The 23,900-nt window shown below is 60.4% G+C and carries 21 protein-coding genes; 7 read left to right on the forward strand and 14 right to left on the reverse strand.

The annotated features are described in order from the left end of the window. The first annotated feature begins 98 nt into the window (after nt 1-98). Nucleotides 99-863 (forward strand): SDR family NAD(P)-dependent oxidoreductase, encoded by a 765-nt coding sequence (locus tag RG2_RS30305; RefSeq protein WP_033236786.1) that lies wholly within the window; start codon nt 99-101, stop codon nt 861-863. Nucleotides 864-986: 123 nt separating this feature from the next. Here RG2_RS30305 and RG2_RS30310 read toward each other — a convergent pair whose 3' ends face one another. Beyond that, on the reverse strand, nt 987-1,436 hold the full coding sequence (locus RG2_RS30310; protein ID WP_165826234.1) for a MarR family winged helix-turn-helix transcriptional regulator: 450 nt from the start codon (nt 1,434-1,436) through the stop codon (nt 987-989). A gap of 127 nt (nt 1,437-1,563) precedes the next feature. Here RG2_RS30310 and RG2_RS30315 point away from each other — a divergent pair, with 127 nt between their 5' ends. Further along, the gene (locus RG2_RS30315; RefSeq protein WP_051730741.1) at nt 1,564-3,270 is read left to right on the forward strand and encodes an MFS transporter; all 1,707 of its coding nucleotides are present in this window, start codon (nt 1,564-1,566) and stop codon (nt 3,268-3,270) included. Between the two features lie 35 nt (nt 3,271-3,305). On the opposite strand, the gene RG2_RS32590 is transcribed toward RG2_RS30315, so the two are convergent. Further along, nucleotides 3,306-3,959 carry a TetR/AcrR family transcriptional regulator gene (locus tag RG2_RS32590; RefSeq protein WP_051730740.1) on the reverse strand — a complete coding sequence of 218 codons (654 nt, stop codon included), beginning with the start codon at nt 3,957-3,959 and terminating at the stop codon, nt 3,306-3,308. 158 nt (nt 3,960-4,117) lie between these two features. Here RG2_RS32590 and RG2_RS30325 point away from each other — a divergent pair, with 158 nt between their 5' ends. Continuing rightward, the gene (locus RG2_RS30325; protein WP_033236784.1) at nt 4,118-4,948 is read left to right on the forward strand and encodes a TauD/TfdA dioxygenase family protein; all 831 of its coding nucleotides are present in this window, start codon (nt 4,118-4,120) and stop codon (nt 4,946-4,948) included. Nucleotides 4,949-5,050: 102 nt separating this feature from the next. On the opposite strand, the gene RG2_RS30330 is transcribed toward RG2_RS30325, so the two are convergent. Further along, complete coding sequence (locus RG2_RS30330) at nt 5,051-5,809, reverse strand: enoyl-CoA hydratase/isomerase family protein (protein WP_033236783.1); 759 nt, start codon at nt 5,807-5,809, stop codon at nt 5,051-5,053. Nucleotides 5,810-6,116: 307 nt separating this feature from the next. On the opposite strand from RG2_RS30330, the gene RG2_RS30335 reads away from it, so the two are divergent. Beyond that, a complete protein-coding gene (locus RG2_RS30335) occupies nt 6,117-7,172 on the forward strand; it encodes an acyl-CoA dehydrogenase family protein (RefSeq protein WP_033236782.1) in 1,056 nt (351 codons plus the stop codon). A gap of 101 nt (nt 7,173-7,273) precedes the next feature. On the opposite strand, the gene RG2_RS30340 is transcribed toward RG2_RS30335, so the two are convergent. The 8 genes from RG2_RS30340 to RG2_RS30375 form a co-directional block, all read right to left on the reverse strand. Then, complete coding sequence (locus RG2_RS30340) at nt 7,274-8,020, reverse strand: crotonase/enoyl-CoA hydratase family protein (protein WP_051730745.1); 747 nt, start codon at nt 8,018-8,020, stop codon at nt 7,274-7,276. An 81-nt stretch (nt 8,021-8,101) separates the two neighbouring features. Next, the gene (locus RG2_RS30345; RefSeq protein WP_033236780.1) at nt 8,102-9,256 is read right to left on the reverse strand and encodes a thiolase family protein; all 1,155 of its coding nucleotides are present in this window, start codon (nt 9,254-9,256) and stop codon (nt 8,102-8,104) included. Nucleotides 9,257-9,345: 89 nt separating this feature from the next. Continuing rightward, complete coding sequence (locus RG2_RS30350; RefSeq protein WP_033236779.1) at nt 9,346-10,860, reverse strand: class I adenylate-forming enzyme family protein; 1,515 nt, start codon at nt 10,858-10,860, stop codon at nt 9,346-9,348. Between the two features lie 253 nt (nt 10,861-11,113). After that, nucleotides 11,114-12,304: an acyl-CoA dehydrogenase family protein gene (locus RG2_RS30355; protein WP_033236778.1), complete on the reverse strand. Its 1,191-nt coding sequence runs from the start codon at nt 12,302-12,304 to the stop codon at nt 11,114-11,116. A gap of 48 nt (nt 12,305-12,352) precedes the next feature. Beyond that, entirely contained in the window at nt 12,353-13,135 is a 783-nt protein-coding gene (locus RG2_RS30360; RefSeq protein WP_092803944.1) for an enoyl-CoA hydratase/isomerase family protein, read from the reverse strand. 93 nt (nt 13,136-13,228) lie between these two features. Beyond that, nucleotides 13,229-14,509: an FAS1-like dehydratase domain-containing protein gene (locus tag RG2_RS30365; RefSeq protein WP_033236777.1), complete on the reverse strand. Its 1,281-nt coding sequence runs from the start codon at nt 14,507-14,509 to the stop codon at nt 13,229-13,231. 192 nt (nt 14,510-14,701) lie between these two features. Beyond that, nucleotides 14,702-16,207, reverse strand: a complete 1,506-nt coding sequence (locus RG2_RS30370) for a class I adenylate-forming enzyme family protein (RefSeq protein WP_033236776.1) — start codon at nt 16,205-16,207, stop codon at nt 14,702-14,704. 57 nt (nt 16,208-16,264) lie between these two features. After that, a complete protein-coding gene (locus tag RG2_RS30375) occupies nt 16,265-16,576 on the reverse strand; it encodes a hypothetical protein (RefSeq protein ID WP_095888008.1) in 312 nt (103 codons plus the stop codon). Between the two features lie 168 nt (nt 16,577-16,744). Here RG2_RS30375 and RG2_RS30380 point away from each other — a divergent pair, with 168 nt between their 5' ends. Together RG2_RS30380 and RG2_RS30385 are read left to right on the forward strand one after the other, a co-directional pair. After that, complete coding sequence (locus RG2_RS30380; protein WP_033236774.1) at nt 16,745-17,503, forward strand: SDR family NAD(P)-dependent oxidoreductase; 759 nt, start codon at nt 16,745-16,747, stop codon at nt 17,501-17,503. 120 nt (nt 17,504-17,623) lie between these two features. Further along, nucleotides 17,624-18,523 carry an acyl-CoA thioesterase gene (locus tag RG2_RS30385; protein ID WP_033236773.1) on the forward strand — a complete coding sequence of 300 codons (900 nt, stop codon included), beginning with the start codon at nt 17,624-17,626 and terminating at the stop codon, nt 18,521-18,523. Between the two features lie 134 nt (nt 18,524-18,657). Here RG2_RS30385 and RG2_RS30390 read toward each other — a convergent pair whose 3' ends face one another. The 3 genes from RG2_RS30390 to RG2_RS30400 are packed head-to-tail and all read right to left on the reverse strand — an operon-like array spanning nt 18,658 to nt 22,770. Beyond that, nucleotides 18,658-20,946, reverse strand: a complete 2,289-nt coding sequence (locus RG2_RS30390; protein WP_051730738.1) for an acyl-CoA dehydrogenase family protein — start codon at nt 20,944-20,946, stop codon at nt 18,658-18,660. Nucleotides 20,947-20,993: 47 nt separating this feature from the next. Continuing rightward, nucleotides 20,994-21,773, reverse strand: a complete 780-nt coding sequence (locus RG2_RS30395; RefSeq protein ID WP_051730737.1) for an enoyl-CoA hydratase-related protein — start codon at nt 21,771-21,773, stop codon at nt 20,994-20,996. A gap of 7 nt (nt 21,774-21,780) precedes the next feature. Then, nucleotides 21,781-22,770 (reverse strand): NAD(P)H-dependent flavin oxidoreductase, encoded by a 990-nt coding sequence (locus RG2_RS30400; RefSeq protein ID WP_033236772.1) that lies wholly within the window; start codon nt 22,768-22,770, stop codon nt 21,781-21,783. 303 nt (nt 22,771-23,073) lie between these two features. On the opposite strand from RG2_RS30400, the gene RG2_RS30405 reads away from it, so the two are divergent. After that, nucleotides 23,074-23,874 carry a FadR/GntR family transcriptional regulator gene (locus RG2_RS30405; protein ID WP_033236771.1) on the forward strand — a complete coding sequence of 267 codons (801 nt, stop codon included), beginning with the start codon at nt 23,074-23,076 and terminating at the stop codon, nt 23,872-23,874. Nucleotides 23,875-23,900 lie beyond the last annotated feature (26 nt).

The following is a 23,900-nucleotide window of genomic DNA, read 5'->3' on the forward strand; positions in this document are numbered from 1 at the left end:
CAAATATTACCTCTATAACTAAGTTATAAACAAGGGTGGACCTCCCGGCTCGTTCGAAACGACCAATTCCGCACTCACCTCATCGAAAGGCACACCTCATGGACCTCACCAACGCGTCTGCTGCAGTTACCGGCGGCGCTTCCGGCCTCGGGCGGGCGACCGCAGAGGCTTTCCTAGCCCGCGGCGTCCCGACAGTAATCATCGATCTGCCATCCTCGAACGGCGAAGTAGTAGCCAAGGAACTAGGCGACCTGGCTACATTCATGCCGGCCGACGTCCGTGATCCCGAGGCTGTCGACGCCGCCCTCGCCGAGGCGGAGAGCAAAGCCCCGTTGCGGGCAGTCGTGCACTGCGCTGGACGCGGCGGAAAACTGCGCGTGGTCGAAAAAGACGGCACACCAGGGAGCCTGGAGCTCTATCAAGATGTCATCAGTACAAATCTCGTCGGAACGTTCAACGTATTGCGACTGGCCGCTGCCCGCATGGTCAAGAACGACGTGGTCGACGGAGAGCGCGGCATCATCATCATGACCGCATCCGTGGCTGCCTTCGAAGGACAGATCGGCCAGGCCGCCTACTCGTCTTCCAAGGCCGGCGTTGCGGGGCTGACCATCGTCGCGGCTCGCGATCTGGCACGCAAGTTCGTACGCGTCGTTACGATCGCGCCCGGTACCTTCGAGACGCCGATCCTCGGCGGCCTGTCCGACAAAGTGAGGGAGTCGCTCGCCTCCCAGGTCCCCCATCCGTCCCGTTTGGGCGCTCCGACGGAGTACGCCAAGCTCGCGCTGGCGATCGTCGACAACGCCATGATCAACGGCGAGACCATCCGAATCGACGGCGCGATTCGTATGGGCCCGGTCTAGTCCGAGATCAGAACGGAATCGAAATCGGCATGCGAGGAAACAGCGCACCGATTTCGATTCCGCGGATTACGAACACCACGAATACTCGTCTTGCCCAGTTGCTTTCATTGGTCGCTACAGTCCTCAATTTCCGTAGGCAGATTGATTGAACCTATCCAGCAACAAGACGAACACCGACACATCCTGCTGCGTCCAATCCGATACCACGTCTGCTGTCCAGCCGTGCCTCGCCTTACTGACCGCACTGAACTTCTCCGCGGCATCGGGCGTCGGGGAGAACAAAGCCACGCGGCCGTCATGGGGATCAGGCTCAGAGACCAGATAGCCGTCCCTGGTGAGAGCCGTGAGATGTCGACTCACCACACTTCTGTCCAATCCTGTGGCGGCAATCAGTGCTGCCGGCGATGCCGGAAACGTGTCCGCAATTTGCGTCATGATGACAAAAGCGGCCGGCGCCATCTCGGGCGCTATCAGAGCCACATTTGTGATCAACGCCTTCCTCGAACCCCGCACGAGCTGACTGATCCCCGCTTGAATCGAGCGGATATCGGCTTCACGTTGTGTCGAACTCACAGGATCAGCATAGATCTTGCCACGACACACACTGCGCATCTTCCGTCGATTTTAGTTGCTTAAATCAACTATATATGTTTGACTTTCGTCACATACTTTTCGGATCGCACAGCTCTCGAGGAATCCCATGACCGGAACGACGGCCGAGAACGGCTCATCGCCGACGATGTCCCGACGCCAAGTGAACGAAGCATTCGCCGGCATCCTCATTGGAATGCTGGTTGGCATCTTGTCGACCTCGGTGGTCAACACTTCTCTCCCGCGTATCGTGTCCGATCTTCACGGTGATCAATCGACGCTCACCTGGATTGTCACCGGAGCCCTGCTCACGACCACGGTGAGCACCCCGATCTGGGGCAAACTGGCCGACCTCTTCAATCGCAGACGTCTGTTGCAAATCGCACTCGCTATCTTCATCGCCGGTTCACTCGCCGCCGGATTTGCACACGAGCCCACGCTGATGATCGGAGCGCGGTTGATACAGGGAGTCGGAACCGGCGGACTGATGGCACTCTCCCAAGTCGCGATCGCTGACATCATCAGCCCTCGCGAGCGTGGAAAGTACATGGGCGTCCTCGGTGCTGTCGTCGTAACCGGCACAGCCGGCGGCCCACTCCTCGGCGGCTTTGTCACCGACACAGTCGGCTGGCGCTGGAACTTCTACCTCGTTATTCCCGTTGCAGTGATCGCGATGATCGTCATCCAGTTGAAGCTCATTGTGCCGACACGTAGGGGCGCCACCAATATCGACTATGCCGGGTCGATTCTGCTCATTGCCGCGATCTCGACGCTTCTCATCTGGCTCTCGCTGGGCGGCAAGCAATTCGCGTGGGAATCCTTGCTGTCGTGGTGTCTGGGAGTCGGTGCAGTAGTGCTGATCGTCGTAACCCTGATCGTCGAGAGCAAAGTGAAGAACCCCGTCCTCCCCCTGCACATGTTCCGGCAACGGACCTTCACGTTGGCGGTCGTGGCCAGCGTGTCCGTCGGCATCATCATTTACAGCGTCTCGATCTTCCTCAGCCAGTACATGCAGCTCAGTCGTGGCGCCACAGCCACAGGAGCGGGTCTGATCACCTTGCCGCAGGTTGCTTGCAACCTCATCGCCTCCACCGTTGTCGGCGCTCTCATCAGCAGGACAGGGAAGTGGAAGCGATGGTTGATCACAGGCGCTTCCCTCCTCACCGTCGGCGTTTTCCTGCTCTCGACCCTGCGAGTCGACACTCCTTTTGCTGTGATTTTCCTGGCCACACCACTGGTCGGTCTCGGCCTCGGCATGCTGATGCAGAACCTGACTCTCGTCGTACAAAATTCCGCGAGCGTACTAGAGATCGGCGCTGCCAGCTCCGCCACCACGTTCTTCCGTAGCCTGGGCGGTGTCCTGGCCGTGACAGTGTTCGGCGCTGTCCTCTCCACTCGAGTCGATACCGAGATCGAGCAGGGCCTACAGCAAGCAGACATCGCGCGATCGGCAAGCGGACTAACGGACGGTAATCTCCCGAACCTCCCGGCCTTGTCCGATCAGGTGCGCAACACTGTCGAGTCTGCATACGGCCAAGGCGTCGGGGAGGTATTCCTCTATTCGGTTCCGTTCGCCGTCATCGCCCTGATCTGTACCATTTTCATGCCCAATGCCGTCCTCGGAACCAAAACAGGTATCCAGCAACTCTCCGACATCGTGTTGGACACAGCATCAAACGACTTGGATACCGTCAATGTTCCACGACACTCGGAGAAGCTTGGCGCCGAACGTGAAATGGCCCTCGCGGAATACTCGGGAAGTGGAAGCGATCGCGTGACGTCGGCCGCATCGCCACCCAATACGAGCAGTTCGTAACGCACTCCTCAATCGTGACTCGAGCAGTCAGCTTCCTAGCGGCCCTCGACAAATGTCGGAGGCGCCGTGAGCAATCCGACCATCGCATCGACTAGGTCGGTCTCGAACTCTTCGCGGGTCAGTTCCTGGTCTTCGCCCGCAACCATCCGAGATTGACGATTCGCAATCGTGTGCATCATCAGCTCGACAGCCATCGAGTGCCGATGCCGACGCAGCGGTTCGGACAGTTCAGTGAGCGCTGCCTTAATCCCCTCAGCCGCAATTTGCGCGCTCACCACATGGTCGATCGTGGTGGCATATGCACCGGAGCGTTTCTCCGGGTCGGACATCAGTCGAGCAAGAAATGCCACGTAGTGGTTGGTGTGCGGATCGAGGTCAACCAGAGGTCGCACCATGGACTCGACGAGGGCACGTAATTCATCCTGACGTCCCTCGCTGCGCATCCGATCGAGAAACTCGAGTCGTGCGGCGTTGATCGGGGGCAGTCGATACTCGAGGATCGCCTGCAGCAGAGCCGTTTTCGACCCGAAGTGGTATTGCACAACTGCGGGATTGCGATGGCCCGCCGCACTGCCGATTTGCCGTAGGGATACACCGTCGATCCCGTGGACAGCAAAGAGCTGCTCCGCTACCTGCAATAACTCGACGGGGTTTCGTTCACGGACCGACAACTGTGACGCCTCGCGCATGGTTCTGATTCTCTCACGCCCCTCCTCTCAACCATTGACCCTGCAGTAAGGCATGTGATTTAGTTTAAAACAGTTGTTTGATTGCAACGCAATCCTACGTTCGTATTCGACAAATCGAATGCATGCGCCGTCTCCACTCAACCCGGAAACGAGGTCTCATGATCCATGTTCGCCCTCTCAGCAGCCGCATCGGCGCAGAAGTTCACGGCGTCGAACTCGACGGAACCCTCCGTCCAGAAATAGTCGCCGAACTAAGGAAAGCGCTGGTCGAATTCAAGGTTCTCTTTTTTCGCGATCAGACACGCATGACCCCTGACAAGCACCTCGACTTCGGTCGCCTGTTCGGCACGCTCGAAGCACATCCCGTGGCCACTGCCGATCGATCCGAGTTGATGACGCTCCGGAGGGCACCGGATGTCGCTACTGCACGCGCGAATTTCCCGTACGGCGAGGACTATTGGCACTCCGATGTCAGTTGGCGTGAGCATCCGTCATTCGGCTCGATCTTGCGCGCCGTCGAAATTCCCCCCGTCGGCGGTGACACCCTATGGGCAGACATGGAAGCAGCATTCGCGGGTCTGAGCCCCCAGATGCAGGGAGCACTGCGGCCACTACGCGCAATCCACGACTTCGACCGAGCCTTCGGACCAGGACTGGCGCCAGAAGATCGCGCAGCTATGGCCAAACGCTTTCCGCCCGTCGAGCATCCGGTTGTGCGAACCAATCCGGACACCGGAGCACCTTTGCTCTACGTCAACGAAATTTTCACGACCCGAATCGTCGGCATGGACCTTCGCGAGAGCGACTCTCTCCTCCAATTCCTGTACCGGCAGGCGACAAAGCCTGAGTACCAGTGCCGGTTCAGTTGGAGAGAGGGATCAGTCGCGTTCTGGGACAACCGCACCACTCAGCACTACGCGTGCCACGACACCGGCGAAGGCGTTCGCGAAATGCATCGAGTCACTATCTCCGGCGACCGCCCGTACTAGAACACGCCTCGCTGTCGTGACGATCTGCGCGACGCACGGTCACGCTAGTTGACCTGTTTCATGAAAGATGTTGGGGCGGCATCGGATAACCCTCGAACAGTCTCAGCGGAATACCGGCGCCCGCTTCCCGAGGAACGCCGCCTTCGCTTCAGCCGCATCGCCACCCGTGATGTTGTTGCCCTGAGCCTGTGCTTCCAACCTCAATGCAGACTCCAGACTCCCCCCGTCTGCAGACGCATCGAGAAGCTGTTTTGTCAGGGAGAGCGCACGCGCGGGTCCCGCAGCGAGCCGCTCGGCCATCTCGTCCACAGTTGCGTCGAGGTCGGCTACCGGCACCAGCCGCGTGACCAAACCCATTTCTGCTGCCTCCGCCGCGGAAAACATGTCACCGAAAAAAGCGATTTCCTTCGCCTTCTGAATTCCGACCAACCTTGGGAGTAACCAGGAACCGCCCATGTCGACGGAGAGCGCACGACGAACGAAGATCTGCGAGAACCGAGCTCGATCGCTGGCAACCACCAGATCACAGCCCAGCGCGAGGTTCCACCCCGCGCCGACGGCGACACCGTCCACCTTGGCGATCGTCGGAATTGTCAACGCGTGCAACGCGCGTGCCGCATCACTCGCATCGGACATGAAGTCGAGAGGATCACCGTTCACACTTGCCAGATCGGCGCCGGAACAAAAGTCGCCGCCGTCTCCCGTCAGCACCAACACGCGGTCGGTATGTGAATGCTCGACACTGGTGAACGTCTCGGCCAGTTCGCGCCACATCTCCAAATTCGCCGCGTTCTTCTTCTCCGGACGCGACATCACAACCGTTACGACACCGTCGCGACGTTCGACACGCAGGAATTCCACCGTCGCACTCCCCTCTCTTCTTACATAACTAAGTTATCTGGATAACGTGAAGACGCAGAGACAACTACGCCAAAGTGTGACGTTTGATTTTCCGAGGAGGTTTCAGGCCGCTCAGCGCGACCGCCGAATAAGTGGTGCACACTATCCTGAGCGAGCCACACGGATGCAGCGACGACCACTCGACGCCAGACCAGACAACGAAGGAAGGAAGTGGACTCTCGATGCAGACGCACTCCTTGGCGTCACTACCGAAAAGGTAGATGACATGGTTAACTATGTCAAGAAATACGACTTATAGAGGAGAGCCATGGACTTCGCGCTGAGTGACGAGCAGGTAGCCCTAGCGGAGGCCGAACGGGCCTGGTTGGTGAAGAACTCACCCCTCATGGAACGCCGCCCGTTGATAGACGATGCTCCGGCGCGAGTTTCGCCGGCACGCCTTCGCCGTCTTGCCGAGTCGGGTCTGATCGGTCTTCTCACAACAGAGATGGGTGGCACGCACGTCGATCTGCTGGTGCTGGCAGAGGAGCACGGCCGCGCAGGAAGCCCCGTACCCGTGGCCGAGTTGGCTGCGGCGGCCCGCTTACTCGAACAAATCGGCCACCAGGCCCTCGACGAGACCACTGACGGGGCGTCCTTGGTCGTGCCGGCGCTCAGCTCACCCGAAAACTCCGCGCTGCATGCCACAGTCGAAGGGACATCACTTCGAGTACAGGGAACTACGGCTCCGATAACGGGCCTGATAGACGCCCACCGACTCCTTCTCGTCACATCCACTATCGACGGCGCCGAGGTCGCCGCAGTAGTGGACATCGCAGCCGTCAGCACGCGTGTCCTCGAAACTCTGGATGTAACGCGGTCATGGGCGGTAGCCGAGATTGATCTCACCTTCGAAGCCGGCGAGTGGACGCTGCTATCCAGCGGCACAGTGGGTTTCGTTCGTGATCAGTTGGCAACCTTCCGAGCCGTCGACGCGCTCGGCGCCGCAGAAGCACTCCTCGCCCTCACGGTCGAATACGCAGGGCAACGCACGCAGTTCGGGCAACCGATCGGAAGCTTCCAGTCCGTTAAACACCATTGCGCAAATATGGCCCTGTCAATCGAGGCATCGCGCGCGGCATTGTGGGCCGCGGCTGTGGCTCTCGACGGGGACGACCCCGGTGTCCGCGCTCGGGCCGTCGCGGCGGCCGCAGCGTTCACCGGTGAGGGAACCAGCTCCGCCGCTCAGACGGCGCTGCAAGTACACGGCGGAATCGGATTCACCTGGGAGCACGACCTGCATCTACTCATCCGCCGAATCAAAGTCGACGAGCTACTCGACGGTTCGGTGAGCTACCACCGTCGCCGCCTCGTCAACGTCTGAGCCGAACCAAGACTACGAGGCAGCAAGCCAACACAAAACGACCCGGATTGCATTTGAGTAAGTGCAACCCGGGTCGTTTCGGAATAATCAGAGAACTCGGTTCAGCGTGCTTTCCAGACCGGCTCGCGCTTTTCCGCAAACGCGCGAGGCCCCTCCTTGGAGTCCTCACTAGTTGCGAGCTGATCCCACTCGGCGGCCGACAAAACCCACCGGTCAGCCTCCTCGACGCGGATCGAGTCCACGACACCGTAAGCGACGCGCTTACTGGCTTGCACCGACAACGGCGCGTTGACCGCAATCCGCTGTGCCAGTTCGACAGCCGCACTGACAACCTGCCCCTCGGGCACAACCTGGTTGATCAGACCGACCTCGAGTGCGCGGGCGGCACTGATCGGATCGCCGGTAAAGATCATTTCCATTGCCAGTCGCTGCGGCATCTGTTCAGGCAACCTGAAGACACCACCAGCGCCCGCAATAAGCCCACGCTTGACCTCGGGCAAACCGAAGGTTGCATTTTCGGCCGCAACGATGAGATCCGCGGACATCGCCAACTCCGTGCCACCGCCCAGTGCCGTTCCGTTAACCGCGGCAATCGTGGGCTTGTCGGTGTACTTGTTGACGAAACCGGCAAATCCCCATTCCCGATTATTCGGCGCGTACACCGATTCACCTCTCGAAATAGCCTTGAGGTCAGCACCCGCACAGAAGGACTTCTCCCCTGCTCCTGTCAGAACAATCGCACGCACATCGGGGTCCGCGGCAGCTTCGTCCAATGCTCCGCCGACGCCCGCACTTACTGCGGAGTTCACCGCGTTACGTGCTGACGGACGGTTGATCGTAATCACCATGACATTGCCCACTCGCTCTACGAGAACCGCGGGTTCGTTCGTTTCGCTCACTGTTGTCTCCTCCTTGTGCTGGATCGGGTTTCAGCGCGCGTTCACGAGCTCGAGGATGGTGGCGTTGGCTTGTCCGCCGCCCTCGCACATCGTCTGCAAGCCGTATTGGATGTTGTTGCGAAGCATGTGATGCAGCATGTCCGTCAGAATTCGTCCGCCCGATCCACCGAGGGGATGCCCGAGAGCAATTGCACCTCCGTTGGGGTTGACCCGCGCGGGGTCCGCTCCGACCTCTGCCAGCCACGCAAGTGGCACGCTCGCGAAAGCTTCGTTGACTTCGAAGACACCGATATCGTCGACAGTCAGACCAGCTTTCTCGAGCACCTTCTTCGTGGCCGGGATCGGAGCTGTGAGCATGATGATCGGGTCGTCTCCGACAACAGCGACCGAGTGAATCTTCGCTATCGGAGTCACCCCGTACCGCGCAGCGGCCTCTTCGCTCATGATCAGCAGCGCCGACGCGCCGTCCGAGATCTGTGACGCGTTACCCGCATGGATGACACCGTCTTCCTTGAAGACCGTCTTGAGCTTTCCGAGTGATTCGACAGAAGAGCCGCGACGGATTCCCTCATCTCGCGAGACCACGGTGCCGTCCGGCGTCGTCACCGAAACGATCTGGTGGTCGAACAGCCCTGCATCCTGAGCAGCTGCTGCACGTTCATGTGACTGAACTGCGAACGTGTCCAGGTCATTTCGCGTCAGACCCCACTTCTCCGCGATCGCCTCTGCACCAACGCCCTGGTTCGGCTTGACTCCGTTGTAGCGCTCCATGTAAGCCGGGCTGTACGGGCTCCCCTCGAAGGTTCCCGCGGACCCCATCGGCACTCGGGACATCGACTCGACACCACCGGCAACGACAACGTCGTAGTGTCCCGCTGCAACACTGGCGACGGCAAAGTTGAGCGCCTGCTGCGACGAACCGCACTGACGGTCGACCGTCACCCCCGGAACGGATTCAGGCCAGCCGGCGGCCAGCACCGCATTGCGAGCAACGTCGTTGGCCTGGTCTCCGACCTGCTGGACGCAACCCCAGATGACATCCTCGACAATTGAAGGGTCGATACCGGCGCGCTCGACCAACGCATTGAGAACTACGGCCGACAGATCGGCCGGATGAACGCTCGACAATCCGCCGTTGCGTCGGCCGACCGGGGTGCGCACTGCTTCTACGATGACTGCAGTCATGTTGTACTCCTTGCATTACCGGGCAGCAGCCCGAATTCGTTTGAGTGGTACCACGAGCGATTCGAAAAGGCGTTTAACGATCGCCTGCGTCAAACTCGGGCAGCTTCGAGATCTGCCACCAACTCCAGCAGTCGGCGACGATCGATCTTGAGTGATACTCCCCGCGGAAGTTCGTCGACGGTGTGGATATCGACGGGCACCTCGTAACCGGTCAACTGGCCACGGAGGAATGTCTTCACTTCGTCCTCGACCAAAGGAATCGCACCGTCCACAAGCTCGACAACAGCGACCGGCACCTGTCCTAGTCGATCGTCAGCTTTCCCGTACACACTCGCGTCGAGGATCGACGGATGTGCGCGCAAGGCGTTCGAAACGACCTCCGGGTGAACTTTGAAGCCGCCCCGGACAATTGCGTCGTCAGCTCGACCGTCGATATACAGGAATCCGTCCTCGTCGATGTGCGCGAGATCGCTGGTGCGCAGCCAACCGTTCGCACCTTTACCGGTCTGACCCGCCCGCACTTCGAGCTTTCCGGTCTCGTTGACCGGCAGGACCTCGCCGTTGTCGTCGACAGTCTGCAGATGCACGCCCGGAAACGGCCGCCCGACGCTGCCACGCTTGCGCGCCCACCATTCGGTATGCAGCGGCTTGGTCCATCCGGCGATGGCACCGGAAAACTCGGTGGCGCCGTACATGATCAATACGGGCACGCCGTACCGGTGCGTGAACTCCTCGGCCAGATCCGGCCCGACGTAGGTCGTGCCTGCCGTCACCGCACGCAAGCTCGACAGCTTCTCTGCCGGGATATCGGCACTGAGTACCGATCGCATTGCCGCCGGGGGCAAGCTGGCGACCCGCAGCTGATGCTCGGATACCGCGGTGACCCACCCGTCTACGGTGAATCGCGAGAGTAGGACAAAGGGTCGAGCTTCGGTGAGCGCCTGCAGAACTGCCCACAGGCCGCCGATGTGAACCATCGCCAAGAACACCAATGACACCCGTCCGGTGAGCGGGTCGCGTTCGGGGCCGGCCGCACCGGTATGGCCGTGCACCGCTGACATCGCGGAATCGAGCTGGCGCCATGTCAGCGGGACCCGTTTCGGAGGTCCTGTTGTTCCAGAGGTGAACATTTCCACCGCCACCGGATGCCCCTCGGTGTGCAGGGCTTCGATCGTTGCCGAGGATCCGCCACTGCATTGTCGGAGCTCGACGCCATCTACAGCGAAGCCCACAATTCCCGAATCCTCAGCAGCCGAGAAGAATTCAGTCTCCTTCCAGGCACTCGAGGGGCCGAGAACGACCTGCGGTTTGGAACTCACCAGGTCCGATGACAGACGTGCAGCCGGCTGCATCGGGTTCAGCGTGACGATTGTTCGCCCTTTGCCGAGGATGGCCACGAGGGCCGCGACGGACTCCATCCTGTTTCCCAGAACAACGCCGACACGAGAACCCTCGTCGCATCCCACCCGGCTGAGTTGCTCGTCGATACGTTCAGCGAGGACGCGAACCTCACCCCATGTGACCCATCGACCATCCTGCTGGATCATGTTCGCGCCATCGGGTGCCAACCACAGAGCACCCAACCCGTCTCTGATTCCCGCCATTGACTGCCTCCAGTTCTGCCGACGAGGAAGCCATTGCTCCCCCGGCCCGCCCATAAGGCGCCACCCGGCATCCGATCGCGCCGATAGAACGCGTGTAACTATAAGATAGATCACATAGTTAACTAGGTCAATTCTTTTATTTCTTCGGTGATGGCTCCGAACAAAAAAGGGGAGACTCGAATATCACGAGTCTCCCCTTGGCGGAGCGATGCACATCCTGAAATCGGCGGCGCCGGCTATGTAAATCCCTGCGTCAGCGCGGCATTGACAATCCACGTTCCGCGATAATGTTGCGCATGATCTCGGAACTTCCGCCCGCGATCGTATAAGCGCGGGCATACAGGAATTCGTCTTGCCAACGCCCGCAATCGATTGCATTCGGGTCGCGCTCGACAAGAACGCCGGCCTCACCACTGAGCTCGAGCGCGAATCGCGCGATCTCGACTCCCAATTCGCTGAAGAACAGTTTTGCCATCGGGCCGTCGAAGACCCGTTCTGTCTTCCGTGACCACCGACTTACGTTGGCGTACACCATCGCCGAGAGCGCTTCGACCGACGCAGTCAACTGACCGAGCTTGTCCAGTACGGCGCCGTCTTCGATAGCGGGACGTCCGTTCCTCGTCACCTTCTTGGCGAGATCGACGAGAGCGGAAACATTCTGCTGCAGCCGGGCTGCGCTGGCTGCGACTGCGCTGCGTTCATGTCCAAGACTGGAATTGGCAATCACCCAGCCCTGGTTCAGATCACCGATCAGGGCATCGGGACCTACCTCGACATTGTCGAGAAACACCTCATTGAAGTCTGAAGTGCCAGTCATCTCGCGGAGGGGGCGCACCTCCACGCCCGGCAATCGCATATCAATGATGAAAGCACTGATCCCCCGATGCTTCGACGCTTCCGGATCCGTGCGCGCCAGCAGATAGCCGTAATCAGCCCACTGACCGTTGGTCGTCCAGACCTTCTGTCCGCTGATCCGGAACCCGCCGTCGTCGGTACGTATCGCCTTCGTACGCAGTGAAGCCAGGTCGCTACCGGAACTCGGCTCGCTGAAAAGTTGACAGAAGATCAGCTCACCGGAACGAATGCCGGGCAGGAACGCCTTTCGCTGTTCCTCGGTTCCATAGTCGAGCAGTGCGTTCGAGACAAGTTTGGAGGCCCCCTGAACCGCGGCGGGGGTGCGGCCGCGAGCCAACTCTTCCCCCACAATCACCTCGCGTTCCATCGATTCCGGATTACCTTGCCCCCCGAAACGTTCCGGCCACGACTCACCCACGTATCCAGCATCGAAGAGCTTTCGTGTCCAGTCCTTCAGTAACGCAAGCTCTTCCGCATCCTCTGCCGTGCGCACCCCCGCCTTGGGCGCGATCGCAGGCGCGTTGGCCTTCACGAATGCCCGCACCTCGGCGCGGAAATCCTCGAGTTCGGCAGTCATGCCGTAGTCCATCTCAGCTCCCTTTGCGCTTTGTGCCGGCGCAGTGCGCCAACGCGGCGGTCATCGAACCTCGTACTTTCGCGTAGGCACCTCTGATCGGCTGACCTGAGCCTTGCCGATCGGATTGCCCAACGATGTGTACGACATCGCCGTGGCGAGTGCGTGCGAACGAGTCGAGTCCTTCGACTCCCAGATCGCACGAATACTTCCCTGGATCGCGGCCGCCGGCTTGGCCGCGATCCGGCCGGCAAGATCCTGCGCGCGGTCCCACAGATCACCGCGCGACACGATCTCACTGACCAGTCCGATCTCGCGGGCACGCTCCGCGGACATCCGCTCGTCGAGACCGAGCAGAACCATGCGCAGCACCTCCCCGATCGGGATGCGGTGCGCCAACCCGATCGGCTCGAGCGCCGCGACCAGGCCGTAAGAAACGTGCGGGTCGAAGAATTGCGCATCATCACTTGCAATGATGATGTCCGCCTCATTGATCCAGTACAGCGCACCGCCCGCGACCATGCCATGCACCGCACAGACCAACGGCTTCCAGCACCCGTTCTGCTTCGGTGACAGGTCAGCGCCCGGGTCTCGGCGGGTGAATACGTTCTCGGCGACGTACGTCCCTTCCTTGACGTCCATCCCGGTGCTGAATGCGCGGTCCCCGTTTGCCCGCAGGACCACAACATGGACGTCGTCCGTCTCCGCCGCGTAGTGCCACAGCGAACGGAACTCGCTCCGCATGACATTGGTGAACGAATTCATCCGATCGGGGCGGTTCAACGTAATCGTCAGAACATGATCGTTCTGCTCTGCGATCACCGTCGTCAAACTGCTCAAGTCCACAGGTCCTCCTGAAGTTAGGGACACACCGTAACGAAATTTCTCAGCCACCGAGCTACCCGACTCGCCGGCACGTGAGCGGATCGGCGCGGTTGCTCAAGCCTTCGAGCCAGAACGTGCCTGCGCACGCAACTCACCGTTGCGCTTGAGCATCTGCGCGGCAATCCGCTCCCACTCCGCCGGCGCGGTCGGGAGAACGGCAAGGTCGGACTCCCGACTCGGCAGCGACACCGTCGCTGTAGCCGGACAGGTCACCTCGCCACGCTGACTTGTTCCCCGGAGTTCGATGTCGATCAGGTGTCGGTCGCCTTCTATTCTCTTCCCCACAACCTCTCCAGTGAAGATGTGGGTATCACCGAGGTAGTTGAACTTACGCATCTGACTGGACATCGTCTCGATCCAGCCTCCGTCACCGATCCAGTCGGTCAGGACGTGCGTCAGCCAGCAGTCACGCATCATTCCATAGTCGTATGCAGCCGGAAGGCCGATGGAGCGGGCGTACTCACTATCCCAATGGATGCGTTGCGCCACATCCGGAACGCCCTGTTCGTTGGGAATGTAGAACGGGGCGATGCGCTGCCGATTCTTGTATGTCAGGCGCGAGGCCGACGGCGTATAAGGCGCGAAACCGTAACCACCGGAATGGAAAACCATCATGTCGGTAGCTGTCAACGGGCCCTTTGCCATCTGGTCGAGGCTCTCGCCGACCTGTACGTCGTCCCAGTATCGAGGCTCTGCACCTCGCGGCTTCTCGGCCGCGTAGATCTCGTCGATCTTCGCAATGTCCTCGGGCGTGTATGTCGCAGGCTCGATTGCGTCATACTTCTTTCGCTTCTTCGACTCGTGCCGCTCCGTGTGGATCGTAAGCACGCGCTGCGCCTGCACGACCTCTGCGCGCTGGTTGAACTGCACGTGAATACGCGTGACGAGTAGCGATCGGCCCGCGAATTCGGACTCTTTGAGCTCGACCTTCTCGAAGCCGTGGAACGAGTAGACGGTGTCACCATCGTACACAGGTCGGTACCAGTCGGTTGTGCTGCCGGAGACAAACACGTGGATACCACGGAAGGCCGGGCGACGCTGTTCGCGCGGGACACGATCTGCGAGCAGTTCCTTGCGCAGTCCGATGTTGATCATCGGCGGTGCAATCTGGCCACCCCAGCGTGTGTCACGTCCATATTCTTCATCGACGAACAACGGATTGTCGTCTCCGTAACTGCGGGCGAAGTTGCGCACCACGTCCGGCGTGACCCGGCTGAACTGCTCGCGCTGGGTGACGGCGTGGTAAATGCCGACCAGGTCCCGGGCCCGCTGAATGTCGTCCTCGAGGAAGCTGTAAACCTCGGGTTCGGCTTCCGTGATCTCCGATGTGCTCATGGAATTCCTCCGTGATCGATAGGGCGCAAATGATGTCTATGCCGATACGCCAACTGGGCGAGCGGCATGATCCAACTCGACCCCACCCAATAGTAGGTCAACTTAGTAATATATGTAAGAGATTCCAAGGATCGGATGTTGGCACGAACCAAGATGCGAAGTCGAAATCGACTGCAGCTGAACGTAACCAGATCAGATAGGTGCTACCTGCGTACCGAGCCGTTCGACCACATGTCGTCGGACAAGCTTGCCCGTCTCCGTGCGCGGGAGTTCGTCCCAGTACACGATTCGCTCAGGTGTCTTGCTACTGCGCAACTTCTCGCGCACAAAGGCGCGCAATTCGTCCACATCGGCACCCTCGCCCGGACGAAGCACAACCGCCGCCTCGATTCGCTGCCCCCACTCTTCGTCCGGCATCCCGACGACGGCAACATCCAGCACGGCCGGGTGCCGCAGAATCACATCTTCGATCTCGGCGGGAGCGATGTTCTCCGCGCCTCGAATAATGGTGTCGTCGACACGACCTCCGACAAAAAGATAGCCCTCGTCGTCGAGATATCCTTTGTCCCGCGTATCGAAGAAGCCGCGGCCGTCAACCATCCGACCAACTCCTGCATACTCTGCCGACACCTGGTCACCGGCCACACAGATTCGGCCCACTTCTCCTGCCCCCAAGACCGTTTCATCGTCTCCGCGAATCTCGATCTCGACCCCGGGGACCGGACGACCCACCGAACCAAGTCGTGCCCTGGCCTTTTCGTCATCGCCGACAATCGCTGTTCGATGATCATCAGGGCCGAGAACTGCGATGGTCGAGCTGGTCTCGGTCAATCCATAAGCATTGACAAAACCGATCTCGGGCCACAAGTGCAGCGCTCGCTCGATAACCCGAGTGGGCATCGGCGCTCCGCCGTATGCAAGGCCCCGCAAGGACGGAATATCCTTTGGTGCATCGGAATCCACAATTCGGGCCAACATCGTGGGAACCACGAGAGCGTTTGTGACGCCTTCACTGCGAACCGTATCGAGCCACTGCTCCGGCGTGAACTGCTCGAGGACCATCGTTCGACGACCGGCGTAGAGATTCGTGATCACATTCGCTACTGCCGCAATATGATAGGGCGGAACACTGACCAAGGCCGCGTCCGTATCCTCCGCGCTTGCAAATTCGACCGATCCGAACACGTACGACGACAGATTCTCGTGGCGAAGAAGCACGCCTTTCGGCGCGGAGGTCGTGCCGGAGGTATAGATGACGACCGCCGGGCCGTCGTCATCGAGAGTCTCCTCCTCATCGGCCGTCGTCACGTCCGAACCCGAGAGCAAGCGCATCCACTCTTCCGGCGTATGCACACTCAGTCCGGCACTCGCCAGAACGGCAGCCTGGTTCGGGTCAGCGATACCCAGCGCTCGGGGATGATTCGACAGAAGTGAATCGAGCTGCTCGCGACCCAAACGGTAGTTGACCGGAACCAGCGGCACGCCTGCGCGCGCAGCGGCAAACATCGCGACCGGAAAAGCCGGACCGTTGACTGCCAGATACACCACTGCATCAGCACCCGATTTCCGGATCATGTCTGCGCCGGCCACTGCCAGTTCGTTCAACCTCGTCGCGGAGATGCCCGCGTCTTTCGATCCGATGACAACGCGGTCGCCGAAACCATCGACCGCCATGTCCAGCAGCATCGAAATATTCATCCGTCACTCCACTCGTCTTCGTTCTGGGTACGCACTACTTGGCCGAAAAGCAGACTGCTAGTCGGAGGACGGAAGCGGCTTTGCGGTCTTGAGCACAAGCGCGACCCCGTCCAATGCGAGCTGCCCCTGACCGGACTTGGTGCACAGCACCTCCAGACCCGAAGACTCGTCGACGTACCGCTTGCCGAGCAGGGCGCCACCGGTGTTCGCCGGATCGATCGTGGAACCGTCTCCCGAGGGCTTCTTGCCCTCTTCCATCGCAGAGCCACCGCAGGTCAGTGTCACGTCACCTCCCTGAGGAGAGCGAACCACGATCAGTGTGGTGGTGTCGACATTGCTGGCCAACGATTGACCGACCTTGAGAATCACGATTGCTCCGTTCATGGGGACAAGCAGTTCGGCCGCGCACGGCCACTGAGAATTCTTCGGACAACGCACCTATGCCCCCTAAAGGTAGCGCGCGTCACATAGTTTAGATAGTACTATAAGTTAACTCAAGCCTTCACAGGCGAACACCTACACGATTAAGGACGACGTATGAATATCACCGGAAAGAAGGCCGTAGTGGTAGGCGGCGCATCGGGCATGGGCCGGGCGACGGCCGAAGCCCTCGCCGCGGCGGGAGCCAAGGTCGCAATTCTCGATCGGGAGACCAGTGACGGCAAAGAAATCGCCACCGACATCGGCGGCATCTTCCATCCGATCGACATCACTGATTTCGAGGGAGCCGAACAAGCTCTCGGCAACGCCGTGACCGAACTGGGCGGACTTCACATCGCCGTCAACACCGCCGGTGGCGGATCCGTGAAGAAGACCCTCGGCCGCAACGGCCCCCACGACCTCGACAGCTTTCGAAAGATCATCGATCTCAACTTGATTTCCACCTTCAACCTCAATCGGCTGCAGGCCTTCCACATGTCCAGCAACGACCCCGAGGACGAGGAGCGCGGAGTCATCGTCAACACCTCCTCCATCGCCGCCTTCGAGGGTCAGATCGGCCAGGTCGCCTACAGCGCCGCAAAGGCCGGCATCGCCGCGATGGCACTGGTCATGGCACGAGACCTCGGACCGCAGGGCATCCGCGTCGTCGCAATTGCACCCAGCTTGTTCGCCACCGGCGCCACCGCGAAGTTCACCGACGAGCAGGTCGCACCTCTCGTCGAGGACGCGGCGTTCCCGAAGCGAATGGGCCGACCGGAGGAATACGCCAAGCTCGCACTCGCGGTCGTCGACAATCCAATGCTCAATGGACAGGCCCTGCGCCTGGACGCCGGACAGCGATTCGCACCCCGCTAGTTCCAGCGACCTGATTCGCCAATCCCCCTCCTGCCGTGGCTGATTCGTGTCGACGTGCCGAATCGGCCGCGGGCGCGCCCGCAATACTGATTCAAGATTACCTAGTTATACTTTTCAGCTATGCCTCATCCATTGGCGACGCCCGCCCTAGCCAGCCTTTCCCGTCCACCGGTCAGCTCGATCCTTGAACTCGCGCAACTCGATTCGAACAGCTTTCGCGGTGAATCACACACTGGTGTCCGCCGCGTCTATGGGGGACAGACCTTGGGACAGTCGCTCCTCGCGGCAGGCCGTACCATCGAGCACGAGCACCACCCCCATTCACTGCACGCAAATTTCGTCCACCCGGGAAGGTCCGATCTCCCAGTGGACTACCACGTCGAGCGCGTGCGCGATGGCGCGAGCTTCACCACCCGCCACGTACGCGCCGTTCAAGGTGGACGGACGCTACTCCTGGCTACGGCATCTTTCCAACGAGATGAAGAGGGACTGCGACATCAAGATATAGAGCCGTCTCCTGTACCACCGCTACCGGAGGATCTACCTCACTTTCAGGACAGCCTCACCATTTCGGAAGCCGCCGAGGCGAATTGGCTCCCGCCATTGATGGCCGGCGTCGGAATCGAGTTCCGCTTTCCCGAAAAGTACCCACGACTCGCCTGCCGACGAGGAGAGAACGGACCGCCGCGGCAACGCGCGTGGATTCGCACGCTGGAACCCCTGGGGGACGAACGTCTGATCCATGCCGCGGGGTTCGCATATTGCTCAGACCTGTTCCTGCTTTCGGCGACCCTCCCTCCCCATGCCCGACATATCGACACACCCGGACTCCAGCTGGCGAGCATGAACCACGCGGTGTGGTTGCACGCACCGTTCAGATCTGACGAATGGCATCTATACGAACAGCACGGATACTGGATGGGTGGCGGACGCGGAATCAGCACAGGCCGCCTTTTCGACCGGAAAGGCACGCTGGTGGCAAGTACAACGCAGGAGGGCCTGCTCCGCTTTCCGCTCTGAACGCCGATCCCCTGCGCCATCGAACGTTTCCCAATCTTTATACCGGTCAACCACATACGCAATAAAAGGCCGTGAAGCCTGGTCACCCAGGGTTCACGGCCTTCGTCATGTCCGGATCACACTGATCACGCTGATTACCCCAGACGGGCGATCAACTCGCCGGCGGCGAGATCCCTCAGCACCTCGGGCCGACAGATCGAAGCCTCATTCGCCATTGCTCGCCGAAGGAGCAGATGCGATGGATGCTCCCAGGTGAAACCGATACCACCATGAATCTGGATACATTCCTCGGTTGCCTTCACCGCCGCCGACAACGCCTCTGCCGCAGCAAGATCGGCAGCTATTGCAGCATCCGGATCAGCAGCATCACGATCCGCAGCCTCGAGCACCTGGGCTCGAGCGCCTTCCGCGAGGACCAGCAGGTCCGCGCATTTGTGAGCGATCGCCTGGAACGAACCGATGGCATGACCGAACTGTTCACGCCGGCCTGCCCACTCGACTGCGAGTGCGAGCGCCCGATTCGCAACACCGACCGAGTCCGCGGCAACCAGCAAACGGGCTACACGACCTGCGGACTCGAGTGCACGAACTACATCGGTTCCAGAGGCCACGGTCGTCGCCGCCGCCCGATCGAACGTAACTATGCCTACCGTCGAAGTCAGATCCACCGGGTTCTGTGTCGTAGCTGTGAACTCCTCCGATGTAATGGTCGCGAGCACCGGATCGCCGGTAGCCGCATCAGTCGCGAGCACCACCAGCACATCGGCTACCGGCGCACCCACGACACGTTCCACGGTGCCGGTCAGCCGGCCGTCCTCGACAACCGGCAATCCCACGTCGCGAACCCATCCACGATCGTCCACCGCGGCGACGAAGGCCGCGGTCGCTCCACCGATGACAGCTTCGGCCGCGTCCTGCGCCCCGACCGCAAGGAGCAACTCCAGAGCGATTGCCGTGGGGACCAGCGGCACGGGCGCGAGATGGTATGCGGCTTCCTCGACGGCAACGCACAACAGACGCAGTGAAGCGTCCCCTCCACCGAGAGAGCTCGGTGCGGCCAAACCGGGTAGCCCGAAGCTGACCAAATTGTCCCAGAGCCCGATGTCGTAGTCGGCGGGTGCCACTTCCCGGGCAAGAAGCCGCTCGGTCTCTACACCCGAGGACACCATCGAACCCACGACCTCACGCAATGCTGCTTCGTCCTCTTCCGGGGTGACGAGCGGCCGGCCGGGTGTCACCGTGGGAATCCGCCGACCTTCGCCTCGATGCGACGGCAGTCCGAGCACGCCCTCCGCAATCGTGTTGCGTTGGATCTCCGCGGTTCCGGCGCCGATCGTGGCTGCTCGTGACATCAGATATCCGAAAGTCCACCGTCCATTTTCAACCACTCCGGTCGAACGCGCGCCGAGAACGACCGCGTTCCCGGTCAGCCGCAGCGCCAACGAATGCAAACGCTGTTCGAATTCGGATTTGACCAGCCTGTTGATCGACGCGACACCGCCTGGATCTTCACCGCGCAGTACCGCATCAAGCGCCCTCGCGCTATTCGCCGCGATGCTCCGCACCGACGTCTCGAGCTGTGCAAGCTCCTGACGAATCAGTGGGTCGCTTCCATAGCCCTGATCAATCGCCAGACGGACAACTTTGTCGACGGTCCCTCGGTAACGGAACTCGTCCGCGAGAAAGGCGGTAGCGCGTTCATGGCCGAGAGATGTCCGCATGATGGACCATCCCTCGCCTTCGACCCCGAGGCGGTTCGCAACCGGTACCTCGACGTCGTCGAGGAAGACCTCGGCAAAATGGTGGCCTCCGGCAGCATCGCGCAAGGGTCGCACCTCGATTCCCGGTGAGTTCATCGGGATCAACAGGTAGGTGATGCCCGATGTTCCTCGACCGGCCGGTCCGGTCCGGACAAGCGCAAAGATCCAATCGGCCTTGTCGGCCTTCGTTGTCCAGATCTTCTGACCTGTCACCCGATAGACATCTCCGTCACGGACTGCGCGGGTGGACAGTGATGCGAGGTCACTTCCGGCGCCTGGTTCGGAAAAGCCTTGGCACCAGAGTTCATCCGCACGTAAGAGTGGATCGAGGAAACGGTCCTTTTGCTCTTGGGTCCCGTGGACGATGATCGTGGGTGCCACAATCATCGACATAGCACATGGATGCTTCGGAACTCCGGCCTGCGATGTCATCCGGTAGTAGTCGAGCTGGTCTTCGAGTGGGAGTTCCATTCCGCCGACCTCGGCGGGCCAGCCGGGGGCCGCCAAACCCGCGTCGACGAGTTCACTCTGCCAGGACACCGACTCTTCGAATCGAGCCCGGGACGTAGCCGGACGCGTACGTGCCCGATAGTCGTCGAGTAGTGCGGTCAGGCGAACACGCCAGTCGCCGATATGCGCGTCGAGTACTGCCGTAGAAGCCATTTCCACCGCGGCCACCTCCCCTTGCTTGGTTCGAAAACTTCTCTGGATCAGTCTTTTTCAGCGCGACGCTTGCCGAAACGAGCACCGACATCGGCACCGTTCGTGCGGAAGCCCACCGACGCCTCGATTTCGAGACCGAGGGCGTGCGACGTGGATGCTCCTGCGCCTTCCTTGAGAAGACGCAACATTCGCTGGATCGCACCAGGGTGACCGGCCGCGATCTTGTGAGCAATCTCGAGGGTGCGGTCCATGAGTTGGTCATGCACTACAACCTCATTCGCGAGCCCGATCCGTGCTGCGGTCGCACCGTCTATCGGTTCCCCGCTGAGCATGAACTGTACGGCTGCGGGCAACCCCACCATTCGTGGGAGCATCGCGCTGCCGCCCCATCCGTTGAGCAGGCCGATCTGCGCATGAGTATCGGCGAACTCCGCGAGGTCCGAGGCAATGATGAACGAGCAACTCACCACGAGTTCGTAACCGCCGGTATAGCACGGTCCGTTCACAGCGGCGATGACAGGTTTCGAAATTCCTCTCAATACCTGTGTCGGCGTAGCACCTTCTGTTCGCGGAGACGGGCCTGAAAGCGCCTCGGGGAGATCGACTCCTGCGGAGAACGAGGTGCCGGCACCGGTGATGACAACGACGCGGACGTCGTCGTCGGCGTCGGCCTTCCAGAGTTCTTTCTTGATCGCCTTTCGCATTGCTCGGTTGATCGCATTGCGACGTTCCGGACGATTGAGTGTCAAGACCGTGACGTGTCCGTCTCGCTCGACCAGAAGCGGCGACTCGTCAGTTTTCACGACTGCTGAACCAGTCTCTGTCATGAGAAGCTCAGCCCGCAGTCACAGGGCTGACAACAACATTGCGGGCGAGGTTTCCCAGCAGAGTCTCCGCATCCGCAGCGATTCGGCGCACGAGGTCACCGGCCGAAGGAACATCATGGATCAATCCCTGAACGACACCAACGGTCCAGATGCCGGCCTCCGGATCCCCGTACTCGTAGACCTTGCGGCCGCGGGTACCCACGACAAGATCCTTGACATCCTTGAATCGCCCACCCTTGTCAAGGATTTCGACAACCTCCTCACTGACCGAGTTTCGCGCTGCGCGCATCGTGTTGCGGAGCTGGCGGAAGATCAATTGGGTATCGAGTTCTGAGGCTCCCACGATTTGCTGCTTGATGTTCTCGTGAATGGGGCTCTCCTGGGTGCACATGAACCGAGTGCCCATATTGATTCCGTCCGCGCCCAGGGCGAGTGCCGCAGCAAGTCCGCGGCCGTCGGCGAAGCCGCCAGAAGCGATGAACGGAATCTTCAGCGCATCCGCCGCCGCAGGAATCAGTACCAGGCCCGGGACATCGTCCTCTCCCGGATGTCCTGCGCACTCGAATCCATCGATGCTCACGGCATCGACGCCGATCCGCTCCGCTTTGAGTGCGTGCCTCACACTGGTGCACTTGTGAATGACCTTGATACCGTTTTCTTTCAGGTGCTCGACGTGCACCGTCGGATCGGAACCGGCTGTCTCCACGATCTTTACACCGGAATCGATGATCACCTGCCGGAACTCGGCGTACGGAGGTGGATTAACCGACAAAGTGAGTGTCAAATTTACGCCGAAAGGCTTGTCCGTCAGCGCCTTACACCGCTCGATTTCGAGCGCAAGCGCCGCCGGAGTCGGCTGCGTCAGCGCCGTGATGATACCGAGACCCCCGGCCTCGGACACCGCTGCTGCAAGTTCTGCTCGTCCAACCCACATCATGCCGCCCTGCACAATGGGGTGCTCAACGCCAAATTCCTCGGTAAACCGTGTCGTCAACATTGCCGCTCCTTGGCGTGTGCCGGAAATCCGGCAGTCAGTATCACGGTGAGCTACCACACCGTCCATTTCAACGAAGGTAACATAGTTTACTATGTTATGTGACATTATCAGTCCGTGAAATCCAGGGAATCGAGAACGGAACACACTCATGCTGTCCGTATTCGGCAACCACGAGGTTCGAGAACTTCCACACGTGCCCACCCACACCGTAGTGACAATGCGCCCAGCTCCCGCCAATGTTCTAAATAGGATGCTTTACTGAGTATGCATAGTTACCGTTGACTAGAGAAGGTGTACGTACCCATGACCGATGACGCCGCCATAGCGCCCGTCTTCGAGCAACGATCACCTTCCGGGCGCGCCATCCGCACCCCGAAGACCGCGGAGCTGGTTGCACTCAAGCTTCGCAGCATGATCGTTGACGGCGAACTGAAGGACGGCGACCACCTCCCACACGAGGCTGAACTGATGGAACACTTCGCGGTGAGCCGTCCGACACTCAGAGAAGCGGTTCGAGTCCTCGAATCCGAACGACTCGTCGAAGTCCGTCGCGGATCGAGATCCGGTGCACGCGTGTGTGTACCAGGCCCCGAAGTGGTCGCCCGGCCTGCCTCGCTCCTACTGGAGCTATCGGGTGCCACCGTCGTCGACGTCTTTGCCGCCCGCGAAGCTATCGAACCAGCAGCAGCTCGGATCCTCGCCGAAACCGGGTCAACTGAAGACTTCGACGAACTCGAACGGCTGATCGACGAGGAAGTACCCGCGGCCTTCGCAGTAGGTGATTTCGGCCCTGCCGCAGCACGGTTTCACCTCCGAATGGTCCAGTTGTCGGGAAACGCCACACTTGCACTGATAGGCGGAATGCTCCAAGAAATTTTCGAACGCCATTCCGGCAATATCGCCCGCGAAAGCGCCATGTCCAACGCCGAAGCCGCTCAGCAGCGATACAGGTTGTTCATCCGATCGCTGCGAAAACTCATCAAACTCCTCCGCGAACGCGACGGCGACGGCGCATCGACTCACTGGAGTAAACACATGAAGGCCGCACAGGCAATGCTGCTGGCCGGCAACGAAAACACACAAGTCCGCGACATCCTCAACTGATCCGCCTGGACGAGTTATTGCCGAAC

This window comes from Rhodococcus globerulus NBRC 14531 (genome assembly GCF_001894805.1).
GTDB classification, from domain to species: domain Bacteria; phylum Actinomycetota; class Actinomycetes; order Mycobacteriales; family Mycobacteriaceae; genus Rhodococcus_F; species Rhodococcus_F globerula.